We start from the raw sequence: 21,775 nt of genomic DNA, 5'->3' as shown, positions 1-21,775 counted from the left end.
GCGCTCAAACCGCGCGAAAATCCTCGATGATGGTGCCGGCGGCGGCGACTTCCGCTTCGTGGTCGGGCTCGCGCCAGGTCTCGGCAAGGCCAGCCGCATACCATTCGCGCATCGCCGGCAGGGCAAACAACTGCGCCGGATAGGCTGTAGCCGCACCGTCGAAAGAGAGCCCATAGGACTGTGCGCGAAACGCCACCGGGGCAAAGAAAGCGTCGACGGCGGTGAAATGAGCGCCGGCCAGAAACGGCCCGCCGAAACGAGCAAGGCCATCGTTCCAGAGGTCGCCGAGGCGAAAGAGGTCCTGCTTCAGCGCATCGGACATCGGAAACGGTTTCGCGCGCAGGCCGCAGCTCATCGGACAGGCGCCACGCAGTGCGGTGAAACTCGAATGCATCTCGGCGGCGGCCGAACGCGCCCAGGCGCGTGCCTTGGCCTCGACAGGCCACACACCATGGTGGCGCTCGGCGAGATATTCGGCGATCGCCAGCGAATCCCAGACCGCCCAACCGTCGTCGATCAGGCACGGCACCCGGCCGCTGGGCGAGAACGACCGATAGAGGCTCCAGCTCGAGCCGGTCGGGAATGGCGTCAGCCGCTCCTCGAATGGGATATCCAGCTCTCGCATCAACACCCAGGGCCGCAACGACCATGAGGAATAGTTCTTGTTGGCGATATGCAGCAAGTACATCGAAACTCCTTACCGGGCAGAAGCCTTGCGCGCTGTCGTCAACATCGACCAGGAATACACCGCCAGTGCCGCCCAGATCAGTGCAAAGGCGACGGCCTGGGTGGTGCCGAAAGGCTCATCGAAGATCAGCACGGCGATCAGGAACACCATGGTCGGCGCGATGTATTGCATGATGCCGATGGTGGAGAGGCGCAGCAGCTTGGCGCCGAAGGCGAACAGCAAGAGCGGCACCGACGTGACCGGACCGCAGCCAATCAGCAGCGCCGTATCGGTACCGCTACTGGATACGATGTGGTCCTGTCCGGTCGCGATCAGGTAGACGATGTAGCCAAGGGCCGGCACCGACAGCAAAAGCACTTCGAGCAGAAACCCTTGGCTCGGGCCGATCGGCAGCGTCTTGCGGAAGAAGCCGTAGGCGGCGAAGGAAAACGCCAAGGCCAGCGACACCCAGGGCAGCTTGCCGCCCTCGATGGTCAGCACGGCGACGGCGACGGCCGCCAGCACCACGGCCGCAATCTGCAGACGGTCGAGCCGCTCGCCCAGCAACAGCGCGCCGACGACGACGCTGACCAGCGGGTTGATGTAATAGCCGAGCGCGGTCTCGACGGTGCGGTCGACGGCGATCGCCCAGACATAGATGCCCCAGTTGACCGAGATCAGCGCCGCCGTCAGCGCGGCCATGGCGATGGTGCGCGGCGAACGCAACGCCGCCTTGAAGTCCGCCGTGCGGCCAGCCCAGATCAGGACGGCGGCGGCGATCGGCACCGACCAGACGATGCGATGGGCTATCACTTCAGCAAGCGGCAGATGCGCCACGGCCTTCATGTAGAAGGGCAGCATTCCCCACAAGAGATAGGCGCCAAGCGCCAGCAAAAAGCCGCGCCGTGCCTTCGAGTCCGCGTCCAGGGTAATCGCTTCAGTGGCCATGGCCCAACGCTATGGCCCAGCCATCTTGCCAAGACCATCGCAAAGTTCTGATGGATCAATGGACTTTCGCTGATGGTTCAACCCTATTCGGCCGCCACAAGGCCGGCCATCTCGCGGTTCTTCATCAGCTTGTAGACGATGGAATCCATCAGCGCCTGGAACGAGGCGTCGATGATGTTTTCGGAAACGCCGACTGTCCACCAGCGCGCGCCGGTGCCGTCATGCGATTCGATCAGAACGCGGGTGATCGCCTCGCTGCCGCCATTGAGGATACGCACCTTGAAGTCGGCAAGCTCCATATCGGCGATCTCGCCCTGGAATTTGCCAAGATCCTTGCGCAGCGCGATGTCGAGTGCGTTGACCGGGCCGTGCCCCTCGGCCACCGACATCTTCTCCTCGCCGTCGACCAGCACTTTCACGATCGCTTCGGACACCGTCTTCAACTGGCCGTTGGCGTCGAAGCGGCGCTCGACCATGCAGCGGAACGAGGTGACGTTGAAGAACTCCGGCAGGCCGTGCAGCATCTTGCGCGCCAGAAGCTCGAAGCTGGCGTCGGCACCCTCATAGGCATAGCCCTCGGCCTCGCGTTCCTTGACCACTGATATCAGCGCGTCGAGCCGGTGATCGTCCTTCGGCACGTCGATGCCGCGCCGCTTCAGCTCGGCGAGGAAATTGGCCTTGCCGCCCTGATCCGAAACCATGACGCGGCGGCGGTTGCCGACCGTTTCCGGAGGCACATGCTCATAGGTCGCCGGCTCCTTGGCCAGCGCCGAAGCATGGATGCCGGCCTTGGTCGCGAAGGCTGATGCGCCGACATAGGGCGCCTGCGCTTCCGGGGCGCGGTTCAAGAGTTCATCAAAGGCGCGCGACAGGCGCGAAATACCGGTCAGCGCCTCAGTCGAAATGCCCGTCTCGAAACGATCGGCAAAAGCCGGCTTCAGAGCCAGCGTCGGCATGATCGAGATCAGGTTGGCGTTGCCGCAGCGCTCGCCGATACCGTTGAGCGTGCCCTGTATCTGGCGCACGCCGGCCTCGACCGCGGCCAGCGAATTGGCCACGGCCTGGCCAGTGTCGTCATGGGCATGGATGCCGAGATGATCGCCTGACATACCGAAGGCGATGACGCTCTCGACAATGGCGCGGACTTCCGACGGCTGCGTGCCGCCATTGGTGTCGCACAGCACCACCCAGCGCGCGCCGGCATCATAAGCGGTCCTGGCACAGGCCAGTGCATAGTCGGGATTGGCCTTGAAGCCGTCGAAGAAATGCTCGCAGTCGACCAATGTCTCCTTGCCGGCGGCGATCGCCGCCTCGACGGAGGCCTTGATGGCGTCGAGGTTCTCCTCATTGGTGCAGCCGAGCGCGACGCGGACATGGTAGTCCCAGCTCTTGGCGACGAAGCAGATGGCGTCCGATTTCGACTGCACCAGTGATGCAAGGCCGGGATCGTTGGACGCCGATACCCCTGCCCGCTTGGTCATGCCGAAGGCGACGAATTTGGCGCGTGCCGTGCGCTTCTCCTGGAAGAAGGCCGTGTCGGTCGGGTTGGCGCCGGGATAGCCGCCCTCGACATAGTCGAGGCCGAAGGCGTCAAGCAGTTTGGCGATGGCGATCTTGTCCTCGACGGAAAAGTCGATGCCCGGCGTCTGCTGGCCATCGCGCAACGTGGTGTCGAAGAGGAACAGTCTTTCCTTTTTCATGACAGCAAGGTGCTTGAGCACCCCCCTCTGGCCTGCCGGCCATCTCCCCCGCAAGGGGGGAGATCGGCAGCTTTGACGACAGTGCTGGTCCTGCAATGTCGGCGATTGGCGAAAGCGAAGGCGACATCCAATCTCCCCCCTTGCGGGGGAGATGTCCGGCAGGACAGAGGGGGGTGTGAAGGATCGCCGTGCATCGACTATGTCTTCCCCGCAAACCGATCCGTCGCCCGGATCAGTTGATCCAAAATACCCGGCTCCGAATACGCATGACCGGCGCCCTCGATCAGATGGAAATCCGCCTTCGGCCAGGCCTTGTGCAGCGCCCAGGCATAGCGCGCCGGGCACGGCATGTCGTAGCGGCCATGGACGATGGTGCCGGGAATATCCGCAAGTTTGTGCGTATCGCGCAACAGCTGACCTTCCTCCAGCCAGCCGGCATGGACGAAATAGTGGTTCTCGATGCGGGCGAAGGCGACGGCATAGTCGTCTTCACCAAACGGACCGCTGGTTTCGGGCTCCGGCAACAGCGTGATGGTTTCGCCTTCCCACAGACTCCAGGCGCGGGCGGCTTCGATCCGCGCCTTGCGATCGCTGCCGACCAGCCGCTTGCGGTAGGCGGCCATCATGTCGCCGCGCTCGGCCTCGGGGATCGGCGCCAGGAAACGCTCCCATTTGTCCGGGAACATCTCCGAAACGCCGAACTGGTAGTACCATTCGAGTTCGGCGCGCGTCAGTGTGTAGATGCCGCGCACCACCAGTTCGCTGACGCGTTCGGGGTGCGTCTCGGCATAGGCGAGCGCAAGCGTGGAGCCCCAGGAGCCGCCGAACACCAGCCATTTGTCGAAGCCGACCATTTCGCGCAAACGTTCGATATCGGCGACCAGATGCCATGTCGTGTTGGCTTCGAGCGAGGCGTTGGGCGTCGATTTTCCGCAGCCGCGCTGGTCGAACAGGATGACGTCGTAAAGCTTCGGGTCAAACAGCCGCCGATGTTTTGGCGAGATGGTGCCACCTGGCCCGCCATGCAGGAACACGGCCGGCTTGGCGCCCTTGGTGCCGGAACGCTCCCAGTAGACCTGATGGCCGTCGCCGACATCGAGCATGCCGGAATCGAACGCCTCGATCTCGGGGTAGAGCGTACGCAATTGACTGCTCATAGTTGCAAACCTTTGGTCGGCCAGTCCGCTGTTTCATGGTCGGGATGCTGGAAGGAGATGATCTGCTCCTGCCTCGCGTAGTAGTCGGGGTCCTGATGAACGGGCTGATCGAAGATCGTCTCCACCCAGGGCAGCCGCGCTGCGTAATTGATTTGGATCTGCGGGGCGAGATCGGAACGGTCGTCGAAGGCGCCGATGGCGATCTCAAGTCCGCCGGGCTGCCGATAGGTCAGCGGCGTCCCGCATCTGGCGCAGAAACCACGATCGATGTTGACCGACGATTGGAAATAGCTCGGCTCTTCATGGGTCCACTCGACGCCATCCCTGGGCACCGTCACCAGCGCACCGAAAAACGAGCCGAATTGCTTCTGGCACATGCGGCAATGGCAGATGGAGGGGCGGCCGAGCGCCCCATGAATGCGGAAACGCACGGCGCCGCATTGGCAGCCACCGGTTCTAACTGTCTCGGTCATGGCTTTTCCTCTGGCGGCCATTGTTCGGTGTCGTGGTCTGGATGCTGATAGGAGACGAGATCGGCCAGGTAGGGGGCCGACGACATGTCGGCCATGGTCTCCTCGCCCGGCAATTGCGGGATCGTATCGACATAGGGCAGCTTTGCCTCCGTGCCCCACTGGATCAGCGGCGCGATCTCCGCCGGATTGTCGAACGCACCGATCGCCAGCCCGACACCATCCGGCGCGGTGAAGGTCAGCGGCGTGCCGCAATTGCCACAAAAACCACGATCGACATGGTTGGATGAGCGAAAATATTTCGGCTCGCCACGCGTCCAGTCGAGCTTCGCCTCGCGCACTGAAACAAGCGGCGCGTAGAACGAGCCGAACGCCTTCTGGCACATGCGGCAATGGCAGATCGACGCGTCCCCCAACGCGCCTTCGACGCGAAAGCGCACCGCGCCGCACTGGCAGCCGCCGGTATAGATCGGCCGGTTGTCGAGGCTCATCGCCGCTCACTCCGGGGCATGGCAGACGGCCTCGACATTGTTGCCGTCGGGATCGAAGACGAAAGCGGCGTAGTAGCTCGGATGATAGTGCGGACGCAGGCCCGGGCCGCCATTGTCCTTGCCGCCGGCGGCAAGGGCCGCGGCATGGAAGGCATCGACCTCGGCGCGGCTGCGCGCGGTGAAGGCGACGTGCTGGTGGTCATTGGGTTTGTCCTTGCTGGTACTCAGCCAGAACACCGGCCGGTCGCGGCCATAGCCACCGACCTTGGCGCCGCCGGTGTATTCCAGCGGCACCATGTACAGCAGCGCGGCACCAAGGGGCGCCATCGCCTTGTCGTAGAAACCCTTCGAAGCGGCGAAATCGGCAACGGTGATGCCGAGATGGTCGATCATGAAACGGACTCCCTTGCTGGTTCGGGTACTGGCTTTTCAGCGCCGGCCAGGCCAGCCTCGATAACGATGTGCTGGCAGACATTGTCGATATCGCGAATGACGTCGTCGTTCCAGAAGCGCAGGATGGTCCAGCCGCTGCTCTTCAAATATGCGCTGCGTGTCTCGTCATGTTGTAGATTTTCGCTATCCGCATGTTGGCTACCGTCGACCTCGACAACGAGATGATAGGCTGAGCAAGCAAAGTCGACGATGTAAGGTCCAATCGGCACCTGCCGCCGAAAGCTCATTCCCATCAGCCGATGAGCGCGCAACTCATTCCAAAGTTTCAACTCCGCATCGGTCATAACGCGACGCATGGATTTTGCATTCCGGCGGTGTCGTTGCGGAACAAGATCGTGTCCCATCAAACACCCCTTCGCCGGCAACTAGCGAAATCGGCGACTAGGGCCGATCTCCCCCCTTGCGGGGGAGATGTCCGGCAGGACAGAGGGGGGTGCTGTCCCGCCCGCTTATCAACTGGAGACCGCTGCCTTTTCGGAAAACGGTCGAAACGAGAGTGGGCAAACAGAAACGCTGGCGTTCCTTCACACCCCCCTCTGTCCTGCCGGACATCTCCCCCGCAAGGGGGGAGATCGGCTGTCGCCAGCGTCTCCGCCAACCTTGCAAAAGTGTTTCGCGCCACCCTCACCGCTTCACCTCCCAAGTGGTGATGCGTTCGCCCGTGACCGGATCCTTGCCGTCCTTCAACTGTATACCTTGTGCCAACAGTTCGTCGCGGATGCGGTCGGCTTCGACCCAGTTCTTGGCGGCGATGAATGCGAGACGCTTGGCGATGGCCTTTGCGACGTGGTCTTCATCAACCTTGGCCGACGCGACATCGAAGCCGAGGAACAGCAGCGACGCCTTCAGTGCGGCCGCCGCATCGTTGCCGTCCGCTGCCTCGCCGGCCAACTGGGTCAAAAGCTGGAAGGCGGCATAGGTGGCGAGATCGTCCGACAAGGCATCTATAACCTCCGCGGGCAACTGACCTGCCGCAGCCGGCGCCAGGTCGGCCGCCCGCTTCCATTTGCGCAGCGTGTTCTCGGCCTCTTCCAGCTTGCGCACGGAAAAGTCGATGGGCTCGCGATAGTGCGTCATCAGCATCGCCAGCCGCAGCACCTCACCCGGCCATTTGCGGCCACCGAAGGTCTCGGTCTCCAAGAGTTCGTTGATCGAGTAGAAATTGCCGAGGCTCTTCGACATTTTCTGGCCTTCGACCTGCAGGAAGCCATTGTGCATCCAGATGTTGGCCATGACATCGGTGCCGTGGGCGCAGCGCGACTGGGCGATCTCGTTCTCATGATGCGGGAAGATCAGGTCGAGACCTCCGCCGTGGATGTCGAACACCTCGCCGAGATAGGCGGCCGACATCGCCGAGCATTCGATGTGCCAGCCGGGCCGGCCCCTGCCCCATGGCGAATTCCAGCCGGGCTCCTCCGGTGACGACAGCTTCCAGAGGACAAAATCGCCGGGGTTTTTCTTGTGCGCGTCCACGGCGACGCGAGCGCCGGCCTGCTGCTCGTCGAGATTGCGTTTCGACAGTTGGCCGTAGTCAGGCATCGACGCCGTGTCGAACAGGACTTCGCCAGCGGCAACATAGGCATGGCCGCGTTCGATCAGGCTTTGAATCAGGGTGATCATGTCCACCTTGCCATCAGCGCGGGGCTCGACGAATTCGGTGGCGCGCGGCTCGACCGTCGGCTCCAGGCAGCCAAGAACCGCCACGTCGCGGTGAAACTGATCGGCGGTCTTTTCGGTGACCCGCCGGATCGCTTCGTTGAGCGAAAGCGTGCCTGAAGCGACCTCGCCGCCAAAATCCCGCAAGGCGCGCGCGTTGATCTTGTCGTCGACGTCGGTGATGTTGCGCACATAGGTGACGTGCGTCTGCCCATAGACATGACGCAGCATGCGAAACAGCACGTCGAAGACGATCACCGGCCTGGCATTGCCGATATGGGCAAAGTCATAGACGGTCGGGCCGCAGACATACATGCGCACATTGCGCCCATCGATCGGGACGAAATCCTCCTTCGCTCGCGTCAGCGTGTTGTAGAGGCGCAGGCCCTGCGATGCGTCAGACATTCGTGCCTTCCCGGTTCAGAACTTTTTGTTTGGATGGAACCTGTCTTGCGCCGAGGCGCAAATCGGATTCCAGCCTGCTGGCCGGGGCGTTTGTCCAATCTGGGGAAGATGAGGCGAAAACGTCCGGACCAGCGCGAGGCTAGCCAATAATGCAAATGCCACAAATGGCGAAAGACGTTTTCATGGGCGGCTTTATCGCCTTGGCTTGTGTTGCCGTCAAGTCGCTAGTTTCGGCAAAAACGTCGCTGGATCACAGGTAATGATGCACTGAAACATTTTATTAAACATGTCGGCACAGTCATGAAACATTCGTCGGCTAGATCAGCGGGCGTCACGATTTGGTCAGAATCGGCCATCAAACGCGGACACGAAAATGTTACCTGGGAAGAGAGACATGCCTCGCAGCAAGCAGGAATCCAACCGCGCCAAGCAACCGGCGCTGGCCAACCACTACCGCGCAATCGGTCCGGCCGCGATCGTCGCCGCCCTTCTCCACACCGCGAAGAAGAAGAAGCCGGCACAGACGATCGTATCGCCCCGCGCCGCCTGAGGCGGTGTGCGGCGGGCGCAAAAGGCGCCTGGCATGAGGGCGCTGACATGCGCCTATGAAGAACAGCTGAGCTAGAACAACGTCATCTGACTGTCGTCCGCGCCGGGCTTCTGGCGCTTGACCTTCTCGGGCTCCGGCCCGATCTCGCCCCGCTCCTGAATTTCCGGTCCAGTGTTGGACACCTTGTTGACGAGGTCGGAGACCGGAATTGCCTCGAAAAAATCCGGCTGTGCCGGCCGCAACAGGTCGGCTACATCGCGTGGCTCGAGCGTGCGGCATTCCAGCCAGCGGGCGAAATCCCTGGGATCGATCACCACCGGCATGCGGTCGTGGATATGGGCGATGTCGGCATTGGCGTTGACGGTCAGTATGGCACCGGTGTCCATCTCCGAACCGCCCGGCTCGGCATAGGTCTCGATCAGGCCGGCAAAGGCGACCAACCCGCCATGCCTCGGCCGGATCCAATAGGGTTGTCCTTTCTTGCCGCCGGTTTGCCGCCATTCGTAGAAGCCGGAGGCGGGCACCAAAGCACGGCGATGGCGCATGGCCGCTTTGAACGAGGCCTTTTCGGCGGCTCCTTCGGAGCGCGCGTTGAACAGCAGTGGAAACTCCCTGGTGTCCTTGACCCAGGTCGGGATCAGCCCCCAGCGCACCAACATTGGCTGCCGGCCCGGCAGATTCGAGCCCGGCGCCCGCGGAGCGCCGGCGATCGCCATCAGGACCGGCTGTGTCGGCGCGATGTTGTAGCGCGCCGGGAACTCCTCCAGTTCGGCCAAGCCCAGCAGGGCGGCGGTCTGGTCCGGCGTCGCGGTCAAGGCAAAACGTCCGCACATGGTCGATTGGTGCCCTCGAATGGTTCGGCCGAATGATCCGGTTTGAAAGTGGCAATGGAACCGGCGTTGCGCAACCGCTAAAGCTTCCCCATGCTGGGCGGTCCACAACAGACCTGCCTATACGCCTGATCGGGAATCCATGAACGAAGCGCGCAAGACACTCCCGGCAGTCTCGGTCGCCGTCGTGCGCGCGGACACCGTGCTACTGGTCAAGCGAGCCCGGCAACCTTCGCAAGGGCTCTATGCCTTCCCAGGTGGCAAGGTCGAACCCGCTGAGACGCTGGAGCAGGCTGCCGCCCGCGAACTGATGGAAGAGACCGGCCTGCGGGCCACCGATTACCGCCCGCTTCGGGAAATCCACATCGACGGCAGGGACGACAGCCACCCGGTCGATTATCTCCTCACGGTCTTTGGCGCCGCCTATGCCGGCGGCGAGGCGGTGGCCAGCGACGACGCCGAGACGGCCGCCTTCTACACGCTCAGCGAGGTGGCGGCACTGCCGCTCGCAGGCTCGGTATTCGCGGTGGCCGAAGACTTGTTGAATCCCGGCGGAACCGGCGCGTCGCAGTCCTGAAAATCGACTTGCGGGCGACAAATTGTTTCGCCACAAAGGCTTATGCTGTTTGGCGAGCCAGAACGGTTTATGCCGTTCGGCAGAGAACCTTATGATATGAACCGTCCATCCCTACTTCTTGCCATATGTCTTGTCGTCAGCGCGGCTGTCTCGACGCGGCCTGCGCTCAGCGCCGAGTCGCCGTTCGAGCCCGGGCTAATGCGGCTGGCGGAAGTTCTGGGGTCGCTGCATTTCCTGCGCAATTTGTGCGGCGAAAAAGGCGACCAGTGGCGTGTCGAGATGCAGAAGCTGCTTGATTCGGAAAATCCGGACGCCGAGCGGCGCGCCCGCTTCATCGCCAGCTTCAACCGTGGCTACCGTTCCTTCGGCGGCATCTATACGCAGTGCACCCCTTCGGCGACCGAAGCCATCAGCCGTTATATGAAGGAAGGCGAGACGCTGTCACGCGACATCGCCTCGCGTTACGGAAATTAGGCCTTTCGGTTGCTCATCAACAACTATTCGGACCATTGCTGGTGACGACCGACATCTCCGGCTTGTGCCAGGCGATATCTTGGTGCAATCCTCATGTGGCACTTCTGCAACAGTATTAACGAAACCTTACCGCGCGAAAGCGGAATTAACTCAAACTGAAGGTTTTCGCCCCGCAGGCCGCCCCAATCGGCTAAGTTTGACTCGAGCTGAACGCAGCTTCGCACAAGGCAATCGGGCTTTGTAAAAGACGATCAAAAAAATGTCGTATTTACAAATACTTAATTGACCATGCGTGTGAAATGAACAGATCAGGCCTGATCCACACCGACGGATCGCTGCTTGAAAGGGTGGACATTCGCTTATGGAACATGGTGTCAACGACATCGACGCGCTGGTCAGGGAAGAAAAACGCCTGACCGCCGTGGAAAGCCACAGCGAGGCCTGGGCGGAAGGTCTCTCCGCCGGCATAGAGCCCGAGATCATTGCCGAAGCGGCGCTCGAAACCGCTTTCGGCGAGATGTTGCGTGCCAATGGCGAGACCTCGGCCCTTGCCCTGCTCGACCGTATGCGTGAAAAGGTGATTGCTGGCGCCTTCGAACCTGAACGGCTGCGGCACTGAACCGACGTCCGGTTCTTTGACGGCAAAATGCCGCTCGGGCGTCATGCCCGGAAGCAGGGAGAAACGGGCAGTGAATTTTTCGATGTCAGGCAAGCCGCGTGGCTTGGTCCTTTGCATCTGCTTCGCCGCTTACTGTGTCGAGCTTCCCCTGGTTGTGTGCCTCGCCAGCAGCCCCGCTCTTGCGCTGAGCGAGATCAAGCGCGAAGAGCTCCCTCCAACAGCCACGCCGCCGTCGGACGAAGACATGTCGCCGCCAGGAAGCACCGTGCCAATGCCCAACCCGGTTGGGCCGCCGCCTCCGGCCAGCCAGCCGACTGCTCCGGCCGAATCCGAGCCCGACAGCCCGGCGGATGGCGGCGTGACCAGGCCGCGCGTCGATCCGGACACGCCTGTGCCCGAGGTTGTCTACGATCTCGGCAAGCTGCCGGAACCGGTGCGGCGCATGCACGATCTGATCGTCGAGGCCTGCAAGGGCGGCGACATCGAAAAGCTGCGGCCCTTGATCGGCACCGGCGACAGCATGACGCAGATATCGCTGACCGACATAGACGGCGACGCCATCGCCTTCCTCAAGGGTCTCTCCGGTGATCCGGATGGTCAGGAGATCCTGGCCATCCTCGAGGAGGTGCTCAACGCCGGTTATGTCCACCTCGATGCCGGCAAGCCGGAAGAGCTCTATGTGTGGCCGTATTTCTTCGCCCTGCCGTTGGACAAGCTGGATGCCAAGCAGCGGGTCGAACTGTTCAAGATCGTCACCGCTGGCGACTTCGACGACATGAAGCAGTTCGGCGCCTATATCTTCTACCGTGTCGGCATCACGCCCACGGGACGATGGACCTTCTTCGTCGCCGGGGATTGAACTCCGGCCGCTATCGACGCGGTCGCTCGTCGATTCCGGCATCCAGCCATATGCGAGCGCCCTCCTTTCGAAGAAGCGAAATGGCATCGGCTGCCACGCTGGCGTCCATCTGCAGGACGTCGGCCGCGTTGCGTAGCTCGTCCTTGTCCTGAAGCTTGTTCACCACCCATGCGACCTTGTGCTGAATGTCTGGCCCGTAAGCAGTTTGCGCCTTACCGAGCGCTTCGATCGGGATTTCGCCGTAGGCGCCAATCAACATTCCAAGATCGATAGCATCACGATATGCGGTTGCGCGGTCCTGGCATCGATCGGCATTGGCCAGCAACTTCTCGGCGAACATATCTGCGGAAACAAGGGTGGGCACATTCAGATCGCTATCGAAATGGCCTTGAAGTTTGATGCGGCCTTCGCGAATGACTTCGAACTTGATAGGCTGTCCCTGTAGTCTTACGACTGTCCTCAAACCATACTGATCAATCTGGAAATCCCGAGCCGCTTCGACGGGTTTGGGGAAGAATGCCCTGATCCCGCGTTCGACTGCAAAGGTCCGCAATTCGCGATAGCCGTCGGCATCAGCACACAGGAAGTCTACATCCAGTGACCGCCGGAATTCACCGAATTTCATGACAATCGCCGTTCCGCCGCCGAACCAACACTGGTTTGCGGTCAGGAAATGCCGGTCCATCAACCCGAGGGCTTCGGCAATGATCCGATGTTCAGGTTTCTTGAATTTCGTCATGGTTTCCGCTCGCCGTGTGTCCTGTTGATGTTCCAGCTGCGAGTAGGATCAGGAGAGCGAAAGGAACTTCAGACAGTGGTCAAAAGGATGCCATGACCGAACTTGTCCGCCAGTCTCTGAATAAGCAGCTTTTCACGCGTCGTAAGGCGCTTTTGATCAACAAAACGCCAATTCCGCTCGTATAGCGCAAATGCCTCCTCGGCGGGGATCGGGCGTGCAGCATCGCGGTTCCAAGCAAGCACCTGGAGTTCCGGAAACTCAGCGGGGACAACCATGGGCGCGATATCTACGTTCATAATCCTCCTAACTTAGTGGATCGCGCTTAAAAAATCCAACGCGGGCGAAAACAGCTAACCCACCAAAGCCTCGGAAAACTCCACAGCCCTGCCCTGCCCTGGCGTGACGATCTCGCCTTCCCACATGACGCGGCGGCCGCGGATGACGGTGCCGACCGGCCAGCCTGTCACTTCCCTGCCATCATAAGGTGTCCAGCCTGCCTTCGAACCGGCCTGCGCGTTGGTGATGGTTTCGCGCCGCTTCATGTCGACAATGGTGAGGTCGGCGTCGTAGCCGGCGGCGATGCGGCCCTTTCTCGCCATGCCGAAGATGCGTTGCGGGCCATGGCTGGACAGGTCGACAAAGCGCTGCAGCGTCAGCCGGCCCGCATTGACGTGGTCGAGCATGATCGGCACCAGCGTCTGCACCCCGGTCATCCCCGAGGGCGAGGCCGGATAGGGCTTTGCCTTCTCGGCCAGCGTGTGCGGCGCGTGGTCGGAGCCGAGCACGTCGACGATGCCTTGCGCGATGCCGTGCCAGACGCCATCGCGATGGCGCGCGGCGCGCACCGGCGGGTTCATCTGGATCAGCGTGCCAAGCCGCGCGTAATCGTCCGCCGACAGGGTCAGATGATGCGGTGTCGCCTCGCAGGTCGCGACATCCTTGTGCTGTTCGAGGAACAAGATCTCCTCGGCGGTCGAGATATGCAGCACGTGGATGCGGGCGCGAACTTTTTTCGCGATGCGTACGAGGCGTTCGGTGCAGCGCAAGGCAGCGATTTCGTCGCGCCAGACCGGGTGCGATGAAGGATCGCCCTCGATGCGCTCGCCAAGACGTTCGCGCAACCGGAATTCGTCTTCCGAGTGAAAGGCGGCGCGTCGGCGCGTGTTTCTGAGGATCGATGCAACGCCCTCGTCGTCCTCGACCAGCAGGTCGCCGGTGGACGAGCCCATGAAAACCTTGATCCCGGCCGCGCCCGGCAGCCGCTCAAGCTCGCCAACATCGTTCGCGTTCTCACGGGTGCCGCCGACCCAGAAGGCGAAATCGCAATGCATGCGGCCACTGCCGCGCCGAACCTTGTCGGCAAGAGCCGCCTCGCTGGTGGTCAGTGGATTGGTGTTGGGCATTTCGAACACGGCGGTGACACCGCCCAGCACCGCCGCGCGCGAACCCGTCTCCAAATCTTCCTTGTGCTCCAGTCCAGGTTCACGAAAATGCACCTGGCTGTCGACGACACCCGGCAGGATGTGCAGGCCGCGGCAGTCGATCGTCTCGCCGGCCGAGGCCTGGCGGAGATCGCCGATGGCGGCGATGCGCCCGTCCTTCACGCCGATATCGCGGGCCCCTTCGCCATCATGGTTGACCACTGTGCCGCCTGTCAGGATGAGGTCGTAGATCATGGCCATGCTCTCTTGCGGGGGGAGTGCCAGCGGCTTACGTAAAGGCCGACCATTTTGCAAGATCAGGCTGCTTTTCCGCCCATGCCCTTTGCCCAGCTCAAAGATCGTGCCCTCATTTCCGTATCAGGCCCGGATGCCGAGCATTTTTTGCAGAACATCCTGACCACCGATCTCGACATATTGGCTCCCGGCGAAGCCAAGCCTGGCGCGCTGCTGACGCCGCAAGGCAAGATCCTGTTCGATTTCCTCATCTTACGCGCCGGCGAGAATGCATTCCGGCTCGAATGCCGTGCCGATATCTCAGACGATTTCATGCGCCGGCTGACGCTCTACAAACTGCGCGCCAAGGTCGAGATTGCCAAATCCGATCAGGCGCTTGTCACCGTCGCGTGGGGACCTGAATCAACGCCCTCACAATCTGATTCAACGGCGGCCGTCGACACGCGCTTTCGCAACGGCGCCGTCACTCGTTCCTATGGCGAAACTGAAGAGCGCGGCGACCTTGCCGCGTGGCGTGCATTCCGCATCGCCGCCGGCATTGCCGAAAGCGGCAGCGACTACCAGCTTGGAGAAGCCTTCCCGCATGACGTGCTGCTCGACGAAACCGGCGGTATCGGCTTCAAGAAGGGCTGCTATGTCGGCCAGGAGGTCGTCTCGCGCATGCAGCATCGCGGCACGGCCAGGCGGCGCGTGCTGATTGTTTCGGCCGACAGGCCCCTGCCCGCGCCGGGCACCGAGCTAACCGTCGCGGGACGGCCGGTTGGCACGCTCGGCTCGACCGTCAGCGCGACAGGCCTCGCCATTGCCCGCATCGACCGGGTCAAGGCGGCGCTCGACGCCGGCCAGGCGATCATGGCTGGGGACGCCACCGTTTCACTCGCCATCCCGGTCTGGGCAAAATTCGCCTTCCCGCAGGAAGCCGTCAGCGCGGAGGAGGCCTGATGGCGGCCGACCGCGTCGGCGCGCCGGCACGCGCCTGGCAGCGCATGCTGTCGGGCCGCCGGCTCGACCTGCTCGACCCTTCACCGCTCGACATAGAGATTTCAGACATTGCGCATGGGCTCGCTCGCGTTGCCCGCTGGAACGGCCAGACCAGCGGCGAACATGCCTTTTCGGTTGCCCAGCACTCGCTGCTGGTGGAGGCGCTGTTCTGCGACCTGATGCCTGAGGCTTCGGCCGACGCCCGGCTGGCGGCGCTGCTGCACGACGCCCCCGAATATGTCATCGGCGACATGATCTCGCCGTTCAAATCGGTGATGGGCGGCAGCTACAAGGATTGTGAGTTGCGGTTGCAGCGCGCCATCCATCTGCGCTTCTCGCTGCCGCCCGAACCAGCTGCCGCGCTGCGCAAGGAGATCAAGCGCGCCGACCAGATCGCCGCCTATTTCGAGGCGACGCTGCTCGCTGGCTTTTCGACCGCCGAGGCGACCGAGTTCTTCGGCCGTCCGCGCGGCTTCAATGCCGACCGCTTCGATTTCACGCCACGCTCGGTGACCTGGGCGCAGAATGCGTTCCTGAAGCGGTTTTCCGCGATCGAGAGGTCGCGGCATCAGGCTTCGGCGCCCGCGGTCGGCTAAAAACGCTAAATTAACCGGCGGCGACCACAGTAGCTCTTTCGATCACGATCCGCAGGCGCCTCATGCCCGTCGCTGATGCCAAGGGTGGTTCGGCCGTCCCTGAACGGGAGGCCGAAGGCATGGATCGCTCGCGCCATATGGAAGACGAACTGCGCGAACAGAACGAGCGTTTTTTGGCTGCGGTCGAAAATATGTCGCATGGCCTGTGCATGTTCGACGCCGACGAGCGGATGATCATCTGCAACGGCAATTATATCAACATCTTCTGCCTCGACGCCAAGGTGATACGGCCCGGCATCCGATTTCTCGACATTCTGCGCCATAGCGTCGACATGGGCATCGCCTCGGAAAGCGCCGATGAGCTCTACGCCATCCGCAAGCCCTATATCGACCAGGCGAAACCCTCGACCTATGAGGAGACGTTGTCGGATGGTCGCATCATCAACATCTCGCATCGCCCGCTGGCTCTGGGAGGCTGGGTCTCGATCTACGAGGACATCACCGAACAGCGGCGCGCCGAACAAGAGCTCAAGGAGCAGCACCGCCGCTTCGACGCCGCGCTAGCCAATATGTCGCAAGGCCTGCTGATGTACGACGCCGACGGCAAGATGATCGTGCGCAACGGGCGTTTCCTCGAGCTCTACAACGTCACCGCGGCGGACTTCCCGCTCGGAACGACGCACCGCGACGCGCTCGAACGATTGCTGGAACTCGGCATCTATACGAAGATCGATGTCGACAGCGAAGTCGCCAAAACCGAAGCCTGCCTGGTGGCGGGAAAAATGCATTCGGCGTATCGGCATCTTTCCGACGGCAGGACGATTCTGGTCACACGCCAGCCGATGGGCGGCGGCGGCTGGGTTGCGACTTTCGACGACGTCACCGAACGCCGCCGCGCCGAAGAGCGCATGACGCATCTTGCGCATCACGACACGCTGACCGGGTTGCCCAACCGCCAGATGTTTCGCGAACGGCTCGAGCTTGCGTTGGAAGACCCGGCGGCCACGTCGCTGGCAATCTTCTCGCTCGACCTCGACCGCTTCAAGGCCATCAACGACACTTGGGGCCATCCGGCCGGCGACTGGCTGCTGAAGAGCGTGGCCGACAGGCTGCAGCGTTGCCTGCGCAATGACACAGACATCGTCGCCCGTTTCGGTGGCGACGAATTCGTCATCATCGAGTTCAATCTCAAGCGCATCGCCGATGCCGAGAAACTGGCAAAGCGGATCGTCGAGGCAATCGCAAAACCGTTCCGCTATAAGAACCGGGACATGCATGTCGGCATCAGCCTGGGCATCGCCGTCTTCCCTGACGATGGCAACGACGCCGATACGCTGTTGAAAAACGCCGATACGGCGCTCTACCGAGCGAAGAGCGAAGGGCGCAACCTGTATCGCTTCTTCGAGCCCGGAATGGACGCCATGGTGCTGGCACGACGCGCCCTCGAGACCGACCTCGAGGCAGCGCTGCCGCGTCAGGAATTCGATCTCGATTTCCAGCCCATCATGAACATCGCCTCCGGTGAGATCGTCGGTGCCGAAGCCTTGATGCGCTGGCATTCGCCGGAGCGGGGCACGGTGGCGCCGGACAAGTTCATTCCGGTCGCCGAAGAAACCGGACTGATCGTGCCGCTAGGCGAGTGGGCGTTGAGGAAGGCTTGCACCGCTGCGGCAAGCTGGCCCGCGGGCCTGCGCATCGCGGTCAATGTCTCGGCCGTGCAGCTCAAAAGCGGCGGCTTTGCCCGCAGCGTTATCTCGGCTCTCGCCTTTTCCAGCGTATCCGCCGGCCAGCTGGAACTGGAAATCACCGAAACCGTGCTGATGGACGAGAGTGAAGCCGTGCTGAGGACATTACGGCAGTTGCGCGGACTGGGTATTCGCATCGCACTGGACGATTTCGGCACCGGCTATTCCTCGCTCGGTTACCTCAGGCGTTTTCCCGTCGACAAGATCAAGATCGACCGTTCGTTCATCCACGACCTGGACAATCGCGATACCAAGGCGATCGTTCGCACCGTCATCGGGCTGGGTGCCGAACTCGGCATCACCGTCACCGCCGAGGGCGTCGAGACCGAGGCGCAGCTCGACATCCTGCGCCGCGCTGGCTGTACCGAGGCGCAGGGCTATCTGATCGGCGTGCCGTCAAAGGCGGCGGATATTCAGCGTCTCTTGAAATCTCGTGCCTTGCACAGCCAGACCGGCTGAGGTCGGCCATCATCAACGCAGTGTCTCGATGTATTTGCCGTGGAAGCTGACATAGCCCGGCTCGATCACCTTCAAATGCCGCTCGATCAGCGCATGAAACCGCGGCAGTTGATGAAACGGCACGCCGGGATAGGCGTGATGCTCGGCATGGAACGGCATGTTCCACGCCAGCTTGCGGACCAGCCAGTTGGTCAGCGTGGTCCTGGTGTTTTCCAGCATGTTGGCGACGAACGGACAACGGCCGTGCTCGGCCAAGAGGTAAAGGCGCAGAAACGGCTGTCCCAACAGCGCGGGCAAGATCCAGACATAGAGAAGCACCGAGAGCCGGAAATAGACGGCCAACAGAATAACCACGGCATAAAAGGCAATCATGGCGCGCGCCTCGATGCGCACCTTGTCATAGCCTTTGGGCGGAACGTAGCTTTCCCGGCCACGCCCCATCGCGTTGGCATAGAGCGTCTTGAGATGGCCCCACCACAAAGGGATGCCGGATATGTGGACGAGATACTGCCGCCATGTCTCCGGTTTGGGGAAGGCCAGTTCCGGGTCGTTCCGCGGGTCCTGCGTGTATCGATGATGGGCGAAGTGGAAGTAGCGAAACCAGTCCGCCGGCAGCGCGATCGCCAGGCCGCATACCCGGGCCACGGCATCGTTCAGCCATTGCGTTTCGAAAGCCGTGCGATGAACCGTCTCGTGCAGCAGCGTGAACAGGAACACGATCAGGATACCCTGCGGCAGCATCAGCAGCGGCCAGAACGGCACCTTCGCCGCGATCAGCGATCCGATGATCACGATCGCACCCCAATGAGCGGCAAGCTGACCGAGGCCCGTGACATCAGACTTGGCGGTCAGGCGGTTGCGCTCTTCCTGCGTCAACGATGAAATTACGTCGCGATGATCCATGGTCTCGGTTCAGCCTGAGAATTCGATAACTCATCCTGGCAAAACCCTCTCCAAAAACCAGGATTTCTGCAATGGGTAAAGGTAGCCCTATGTGGCTTATGTCAGCGGCGATGTGGTGCACGCGGAGTTCGTCCGGCTTCAGGCGGCCCCGGTCGCGAAAGCGGCGGTAGATCTCCTTGCGATCGCAGCCGGCAAAATCCTCAGCATCTTTTCCCCGATCAAATTACCGCCCCGGCCGATCCAGCCGCTCCAGGAACCACTGCGTCAGCCGCACCCAGACCTCGTCCTTCTCGCCGGAATCCTCCCAGCCATGGTCGAGGTTCGGGTTGTCGTTGACCTCGATGACGAAGACTCCGTCCTTGGTTTCCTTGAGGTCGACGCCATAGAGCCCGTCACCGATACAGCGCGCCGCCTTCACCGCCGTCTCGACGACATGCGCTGGCGTTTCCTTCAGCGTGAAGGTCTTGATGCCGCCCTGGTCGGGTTTGCCGTTGGCCTTGTGGTTGACGATCTGCCAGTGCTTCTTGGCCATCAGGTAGTGCACGGCAAACAATGGCTGGCCGCCGAGCACGCCGACGCGCCAGTCATATTCGGTCGGGATGAATTTCTGCGCGATCAGAAGGTCGGAATCCTCCAGCCATTCGGTGGCGAGCGTCTTCAGTTCCTCGAAATTGGCGCATTTCTTGACGCCGCGCGAGAATGACGAATCCGGGATCTTCAGCACCAGCGGAAAGCTCAGTGTCTGCGCCGCCAGTTCGAGATCCGAAGTGCCGGCGATCATCACCGTCGGCGGCACCGGGACCTTGTTGTAGGCCATCAGCTCGTTGAGATAGACCTTGTTGGTGCAGCGGATCATCGACAGCGGATCGTCGATGACCGGCATGCCTTCCTGCTGAGCGCGGCGGGCGAAACGATAGGTGTGGTTGGAGATCGAGGTCGTCTCGCGGATGAACAGCGCGTCGTAATTGGCGAGCTTGGCGAGGTCCCGCTTGGTGATCGGCTCGATTTCGACGCCCATCTTCTCCGCGATCTTGGCCCAGTAGCGCAGCGACGATATCTCCGAGGGCGGCAATTCCTCATGCGGATCGACCAGCGTGGCGAAGGTGTAGCGTGCCGGCGTGCGGCCCTTGGTGTCGCGCCACTCGCGGTTGGTGTAGGTCTCCAGGCACTGGATGAAGCTTTTTTCCTCATCCTCGGTCATGCGCGCCAGCGGATGGAAGCCGATCTTGCGGATCGAGGCCCATTCGGCGCTGTCCTTGATGTGGACCTCGAGCGCCGGCGCGCGGAACCAGTCGAACAACAGCTTGGCGAAACGGTCCCAGATTTTCGACGGGCCGATGCCGAAGAAGATGCAGACTTTTTGCGGGAAGGCGCCGCCGAGGTCCTTGCGGCATTTGTTGAGCGCAAGCTCCAGTTCCGGCAGCGCGTGCTCATAGAGCTTGCGCTCCGACAGGTCGATCATCGTCTCGACGGTCGGGATCACCTTGTGGCCGCGCGAGCTGGCCAGCAGCGAGGCATAGTAGCCTCGGCTCTGGTAGGCGTAGTTGTTCGAGAGGTTGATGACCTTCGGCCGCTGGCCGCGAAACAGCGACGGATGCGCGAGATAGTCGCGATTGGTGATGATCTTGTGTGGTGTCGCCACCTGGTCGAGATCGCTCTGCCTGCCTGTAAGAATAACCCAGGTCATTGTTATCAGCGCTTTCCCAGAGTGATGGCGGCACGCAGTCCGTCGCGGCCAAACTGCGCCATGTTCATGAAGATGCCGTAAGGCACGGGAATGTTGGCGGCATCAAGGATGGTCTCCTGTCTTTCGTCCTCGACCCAAGGGTCGTGGATCAGGATATGGTCGCCGTCATCGCCGATCGCCAGCACCCAATGCGGCACCTTCTTGCCGAACATCAGGAAGCCGCTGATCAGCACCAGCACCAGTTTTCCCCCAGCGATCGCGGCCCTGATATCGTCGATGGTGAACGGACGGTAATTCACCGGGATGCCGTAAAGTTCCGCGCGCCGGCGAAAGTCAACCTGGGCCAGTTCCATCACCCGGCGCTTGTCCTCGCTGCGCACCGATTGCAGGAACAGCGCGCCGTAGAAGGAGACGTAGATCTCCGCCGCAAGCCCGCTTTCGTACCCCGAGACAGCAAGACCGAACGGCTCGCACCCGCCTGGCCCCGACATCATGAACACGGTCGTCGCCTCGCGCCACAGGCGAATTTCCATGACCGGATCCGGCACGAAGCCGCGATCGAAGTTGGCCATGGCCATCATCAGGCAGCACGGGCCGCAAGTGAATTCGCATGTCTGCTGATAGAATGGCACTTTGGTGGCGATCGGAACGTCGCCGCGCAAGGTCTTTTCGTAGCGCAGCGCCGTCTCGCCATCCTCATAGTAGCCGGGTTCGCGGCCGATCTTGCGATAGCCGGCCTGTTCGTAGATGCGGATCGCGCGGCTGTTGTCCTCGCGCACCTCGAGACGCAGCATCATGCGGCCATGCTCGAAAGCGCCCTCTTCGGCGGATCCGAGCAGCATGCGGCCCACACCAAGCCCACCGAAAAACGGACCGGTGGCGATCGAGTAGAGGCGCGCGACCCCACTGCCCTTGCGAAACAGCACGATCGCATAGCCGGCCACGCGGCCATCGACTTCGGCGACCAGCGTCTCGGCGGTTTCACGTTCGATGAACAGGCGGAAGGAGCGGCGGGAAATACGGTCGCTCGAGAAAACGGCTTTCTCTATGGCGGCGAGATCATCGACGTCAGACGCGCGGGCCGTGCGGATCTCGGCAGGCATGCGGCTTCAGAGAACCTCGATTGGTGGTGG

Annotated in this window: 24 protein-coding genes; 8 read left to right on the top strand and 16 right to left on the bottom strand. The window is 62.0% G+C overall.

Translation table 11 applies throughout. The features are described from left to right. Nucleotides 1-4: 4 nt before the first annotated feature. From NKH19_RS14670 to cysS, 9 genes are all read right to left on the bottom strand, one after another. The gene (locus NKH19_RS14670; protein WP_352868253.1) at nucleotides 5-688 is read right to left on the bottom strand and encodes a glutathione S-transferase family protein; all 684 of its coding nucleotides are present in this window, start codon (nucleotides 686-688) and stop codon (nucleotides 5-7) included. Nucleotides 689-697: 9 nt separating this feature from the next. Beyond that, nucleotides 698-1,615 carry an EamA family transporter RarD gene (gene rarD, locus NKH19_RS14665; protein ID WP_352868255.1) on the bottom strand — a complete coding sequence of 306 codons (918 nt, stop codon included), beginning with the start codon at nucleotides 1,613-1,615 and terminating at the stop codon, nucleotides 698-700. Between the two features lie 83 nt (nucleotides 1,616-1,698). Then, the gene (gene cimA, locus NKH19_RS14660; protein ID WP_352868258.1) at nucleotides 1,699-3,315 is read right to left on the bottom strand and encodes a citramalate synthase; all 1,617 of its coding nucleotides are present in this window, start codon (nucleotides 3,313-3,315) and stop codon (nucleotides 1,699-1,701) included. 197 nt (nucleotides 3,316-3,512) lie between these two features. Next, nucleotides 3,513-4,472, bottom strand: a complete 960-nt coding sequence (gene pip, locus NKH19_RS14655; protein WP_352868260.1) for a prolyl aminopeptidase — start codon at nucleotides 4,470-4,472, stop codon at nucleotides 3,513-3,515. Then, nucleotides 4,469-4,945: a GFA family protein gene (locus NKH19_RS14650; protein WP_352868262.1), complete on the bottom strand. Its 477-nt coding sequence runs from the start codon at nucleotides 4,943-4,945 to the stop codon at nucleotides 4,469-4,471. The genes pip and NKH19_RS14650 overlap by 4 nt, the downstream gene beginning before the upstream one ends. Beyond that, the gene (locus NKH19_RS14645; protein WP_352868264.1) at nucleotides 4,942-5,433 is read right to left on the bottom strand and encodes a GFA family protein; all 492 of its coding nucleotides are present in this window, start codon (nucleotides 5,431-5,433) and stop codon (nucleotides 4,942-4,944) included. The genes NKH19_RS14650 and NKH19_RS14645 overlap by 4 nt, the downstream gene beginning before the upstream one ends. Nucleotides 5,434-5,439: 6 nt before the next feature. Next, nucleotides 5,440-5,826 carry a VOC family protein gene (locus NKH19_RS14640; RefSeq protein WP_352868267.1) on the bottom strand — a complete coding sequence of 129 codons (387 nt, stop codon included), beginning with the start codon at nucleotides 5,824-5,826 and terminating at the stop codon, nucleotides 5,440-5,442. Further along, nucleotides 5,823-6,230, bottom strand: coding sequence for an endonuclease domain-containing protein (locus NKH19_RS14635; RefSeq protein WP_352868270.1), 408 nt, complete (start codon nucleotides 6,228-6,230; stop codon nucleotides 5,823-5,825). Before NKH19_RS14635 ends, NKH19_RS14640 begins: the two co-directional genes overlap by 4 nt. Nucleotides 6,231-6,510: 280 nt before the next feature. Continuing rightward, nucleotides 6,511-7,947, bottom strand: a complete 1,437-nt coding sequence (cysS, locus tag NKH19_RS14630) for a cysteine--tRNA ligase (protein ID WP_352872663.1) — start codon at nucleotides 7,945-7,947, stop codon at nucleotides 6,511-6,513. 394 nt (nucleotides 7,948-8,341) lie between these two features. Here cysS and NKH19_RS14625 point away from each other — a divergent pair, with 394 nt between their 5' ends. Beyond that, nucleotides 8,342-8,497 carry a hypothetical protein gene (locus NKH19_RS14625; RefSeq protein ID WP_352872664.1) on the top strand — a complete coding sequence of 52 codons (156 nt, stop codon included), beginning with the start codon at nucleotides 8,342-8,344 and terminating at the stop codon, nucleotides 8,495-8,497. A 71-nt stretch (nucleotides 8,498-8,568) separates the two neighbouring features. Here NKH19_RS14625 and NKH19_RS14620 read toward each other — a convergent pair whose 3' ends face one another. Further along, on the bottom strand, nucleotides 8,569-9,330 hold the full coding sequence (locus NKH19_RS14620; protein WP_352872666.1) for an SOS response-associated peptidase: 762 nt from the start codon (nucleotides 9,328-9,330) through the stop codon (nucleotides 8,569-8,571). 139 nt (nucleotides 9,331-9,469) lie between these two features. Between NKH19_RS14620 and NKH19_RS14615 the strand changes: the two genes are divergently transcribed. The 4 genes from NKH19_RS14615 (at nucleotide 9,470) to NKH19_RS14600 (ending at nucleotide 11,856) form a co-directional block, all read left to right on the top strand. Further along, the gene (locus NKH19_RS14615) at nucleotides 9,470-9,904 is read left to right on the top strand and encodes an NUDIX hydrolase (RefSeq protein WP_352872667.1); all 435 of its coding nucleotides are present in this window, start codon (nucleotides 9,470-9,472) and stop codon (nucleotides 9,902-9,904) included. Between the two features lie 96 nt (nucleotides 9,905-10,000). Next, nucleotides 10,001-10,378, top strand: a complete 378-nt coding sequence (locus NKH19_RS14610) for a TIGR02301 family protein (RefSeq protein WP_352872668.1) — start codon at nucleotides 10,001-10,003, stop codon at nucleotides 10,376-10,378. A gap of 361 nt (nucleotides 10,379-10,739) precedes the next feature. Then, nucleotides 10,740-10,997 (top strand): hypothetical protein, encoded by a 258-nt coding sequence (locus tag NKH19_RS14605; protein WP_008874920.1) that lies wholly within the window; start codon nucleotides 10,740-10,742, stop codon nucleotides 10,995-10,997. Nucleotides 10,998-11,067: 70 nt separating this feature from the next. After that, nucleotides 11,068-11,856: a hypothetical protein gene (locus NKH19_RS14600; RefSeq protein WP_352872669.1), complete on the top strand. Its 789-nt coding sequence runs from the start codon at nucleotides 11,068-11,070 to the stop codon at nucleotides 11,854-11,856. 10 nt (nucleotides 11,857-11,866) lie between these two features. Here the strand turns inward: NKH19_RS14600 and NKH19_RS14595 are convergent, their stop codons facing one another. The 3 genes from NKH19_RS14595 to NKH19_RS14585 all read right to left on the bottom strand — a co-directional run bounded on the left by NKH19_RS14595 (nucleotide 11,867) and on the right by NKH19_RS14585 (nucleotide 14,277). Continuing rightward, nucleotides 11,867-12,595 (bottom strand): nucleotidyl transferase AbiEii/AbiGii toxin family protein, encoded by a 729-nt coding sequence (locus NKH19_RS14595; protein ID WP_352872671.1) that lies wholly within the window; start codon nucleotides 12,593-12,595, stop codon nucleotides 11,867-11,869. A gap of 68 nt (nucleotides 12,596-12,663) precedes the next feature. Beyond that, the gene (locus tag NKH19_RS14590; protein WP_352872672.1) at nucleotides 12,664-12,891 is read right to left on the bottom strand and encodes a hypothetical protein; all 228 of its coding nucleotides are present in this window, start codon (nucleotides 12,889-12,891) and stop codon (nucleotides 12,664-12,666) included. Nucleotides 12,892-12,945: 54 nt separating this feature from the next. Continuing rightward, on the bottom strand, nucleotides 12,946-14,277 hold the full coding sequence (locus NKH19_RS14585; protein WP_352872673.1) for a dihydroorotase: 1,332 nt from the start codon (nucleotides 14,275-14,277) through the stop codon (nucleotides 12,946-12,948). 75 nt (nucleotides 14,278-14,352) lie between these two features. On the opposite strand from NKH19_RS14585, the gene ygfZ reads away from it, so the two are divergent. The 3 genes from ygfZ (at nucleotide 14,353) to NKH19_RS14570 (ending at nucleotide 18,052) form a co-directional block, all read left to right on the top strand. After that, a complete protein-coding gene (gene ygfZ, locus NKH19_RS14580) occupies nucleotides 14,353-15,213 on the top strand; it encodes a CAF17-like 4Fe-4S cluster assembly/insertion protein YgfZ (protein ID WP_352872676.1) in 861 nt (286 codons plus the stop codon). Then, the gene (locus NKH19_RS14575; protein WP_352872677.1) at nucleotides 15,213-15,848 is read left to right on the top strand and encodes an HD domain-containing protein; all 636 of its coding nucleotides are present in this window, start codon (nucleotides 15,213-15,215) and stop codon (nucleotides 15,846-15,848) included. The genes ygfZ and NKH19_RS14575 overlap by 1 nt, the downstream gene beginning before the upstream one ends. 62 nt (nucleotides 15,849-15,910) lie before the next feature. Next, nucleotides 15,911-18,052, top strand: coding sequence for a putative bifunctional diguanylate cyclase/phosphodiesterase (locus tag NKH19_RS14570; RefSeq protein WP_352872678.1), 2,142 nt, complete (start codon nucleotides 15,911-15,913; stop codon nucleotides 18,050-18,052). Between the two features lie 12 nt (nucleotides 18,053-18,064). Here the strand turns inward: NKH19_RS14570 and NKH19_RS14565 are convergent, their stop codons facing one another. From NKH19_RS14565 to NKH19_RS14555, 3 genes are all read right to left on the bottom strand, one after another. After that, on the bottom strand, nucleotides 18,065-18,955 hold the full coding sequence (locus tag NKH19_RS14565) for a fatty acid desaturase family protein (RefSeq protein WP_352872679.1): 891 nt from the start codon (nucleotides 18,953-18,955) through the stop codon (nucleotides 18,065-18,067). A gap of 223 nt (nucleotides 18,956-19,178) precedes the next feature. Beyond that, nucleotides 19,179-20,642 carry a RimK family ATP-grasp domain-containing protein gene (locus NKH19_RS14560; protein WP_352872680.1) on the bottom strand — a complete coding sequence of 488 codons (1,464 nt, stop codon included), beginning with the start codon at nucleotides 20,640-20,642 and terminating at the stop codon, nucleotides 19,179-19,181. A 5-nt stretch (nucleotides 20,643-20,647) separates the two neighbouring features. After that, on the bottom strand, nucleotides 20,648-21,745 hold the full coding sequence (locus NKH19_RS14555; protein WP_352872681.1) for a peptidase C39 family protein: 1,098 nt from the start codon (nucleotides 21,743-21,745) through the stop codon (nucleotides 20,648-20,650). Nucleotides 21,746-21,775: the final 30 nt, after the last annotated feature.

It is taken from the genome of Mesorhizobium sp. M1338 (genome assembly GCF_040318045.1).
In the GTDB taxonomy this organism is placed as follows: domain Bacteria; phylum Pseudomonadota; class Alphaproteobacteria; order Rhizobiales; family Rhizobiaceae; genus Mesorhizobium.
The sequence above is the reverse complement of the archived record's forward strand: the minus strand, read 5'-3'. Positions and strand labels throughout refer to the sequence as shown.

Bases quoted from the DNA above. Each gene is read 5' to 3' on its own strand.
- NKH19_RS14670 (WP_352868253.1), bottom strand. From the start codon at position 688: ATGTACTTGCTGCATATCGCCAACAAGAACTATTCCTCATGGTCGTTG.
- rarD (WP_352868255.1), bottom strand. From the start codon at position 1,615: ATGGCCACTGAAGCGATTACCCTGGACGCGGACTCGAAGGCACGGCGC.
- cimA (WP_352868258.1), bottom strand. From the start codon at position 3,315: ATGAAAAAGGAAAGACTGTTCCTCTTCGACACCACGTTGCGCGATGGC.
- pip (WP_352868260.1), bottom strand. From the start codon at position 4,472: ATGAGCAGTCAATTGCGTACGCTCTACCCCGAGATCGAGGCGTTCGAT.
- NKH19_RS14650 (WP_352868262.1), bottom strand. From the start codon at position 4,945: ATGACCGAGACAGTTAGAACCGGTGGCTGCCAATGCGGCGCCGTGCGT.
- NKH19_RS14645 (WP_352868264.1), bottom strand. From the start codon at position 5,433: ATGAGCCTCGACAACCGGCCGATCTATACCGGCGGCTGCCAGTGCGGC.
- NKH19_RS14640 (WP_352868267.1), bottom strand. From the start codon at position 5,826: ATGATCGACCATCTCGGCATCACCGTTGCCGATTTCGCCGCTTCGAAG.
- NKH19_RS14635 (WP_352868270.1), bottom strand. From the start codon at position 6,230: ATGGGACACGATCTTGTTCCGCAACGACACCGCCGGAATGCAAAATCC.
- cysS (WP_352872663.1), bottom strand. From the start codon at position 7,947: ATGTCTGACGCATCGCAGGGCCTGCGCCTCTACAACACGCTGACGCGA.
- NKH19_RS14625 (WP_352872664.1), top strand. From the start codon at position 8,342: ATGCCTCGCAGCAAGCAGGAATCCAACCGCGCCAAGCAACCGGCGCTG.
- NKH19_RS14620 (WP_352872666.1), bottom strand. From the start codon at position 9,330: ATGTGCGGACGTTTTGCCTTGACCGCGACGCCGGACCAGACCGCCGCC.
- NKH19_RS14615 (WP_352872667.1), top strand. From the start codon at position 9,470: ATGAACGAAGCGCGCAAGACACTCCCGGCAGTCTCGGTCGCCGTCGTG.
- NKH19_RS14610 (WP_352872668.1), top strand. From the start codon at position 10,001: ATGAACCGTCCATCCCTACTTCTTGCCATATGTCTTGTCGTCAGCGCG.
- NKH19_RS14605 (WP_008874920.1), top strand. From the start codon at position 10,740: ATGGAACATGGTGTCAACGACATCGACGCGCTGGTCAGGGAAGAAAAA.
- NKH19_RS14595 (WP_352872671.1), bottom strand. From the start codon at position 12,595: ATGACGAAATTCAAGAAACCTGAACATCGGATCATTGCCGAAGCCCTC.
- NKH19_RS14590 (WP_352872672.1), bottom strand. From the start codon at position 12,891: ATGAACGTAGATATCGCGCCCATGGTTGTCCCCGCTGAGTTTCCGGAA.
- NKH19_RS14585 (WP_352872673.1), bottom strand. From the start codon at position 14,277: ATGGCCATGATCTACGACCTCATCCTGACAGGCGGCACAGTGGTCAAC.
- ygfZ (WP_352872676.1), top strand. From the start codon at position 14,353: ATGCCCTTTGCCCAGCTCAAAGATCGTGCCCTCATTTCCGTATCAGGC.
- NKH19_RS14575 (WP_352872677.1), top strand. From the start codon at position 15,213: ATGGCGGCCGACCGCGTCGGCGCGCCGGCACGCGCCTGGCAGCGCATG.
- NKH19_RS14570 (WP_352872678.1), top strand. From the start codon at position 15,911: ATGCCCGTCGCTGATGCCAAGGGTGGTTCGGCCGTCCCTGAACGGGAG.
- NKH19_RS14565 (WP_352872679.1), bottom strand. From the start codon at position 18,955: ATGGATCATCGCGACGTAATTTCATCGTTGACGCAGGAAGAGCGCAAC.
- NKH19_RS14560 (WP_352872680.1), bottom strand. From the start codon at position 20,642: ATGACCTGGGTTATTCTTACAGGCAGGCAGAGCGATCTCGACCAGGTG.
- NKH19_RS14555 (WP_352872681.1), bottom strand. From the start codon at position 21,745: ATGCCTGCCGAGATCCGCACGGCCCGCGCGTCTGACGTCGATGATCTC.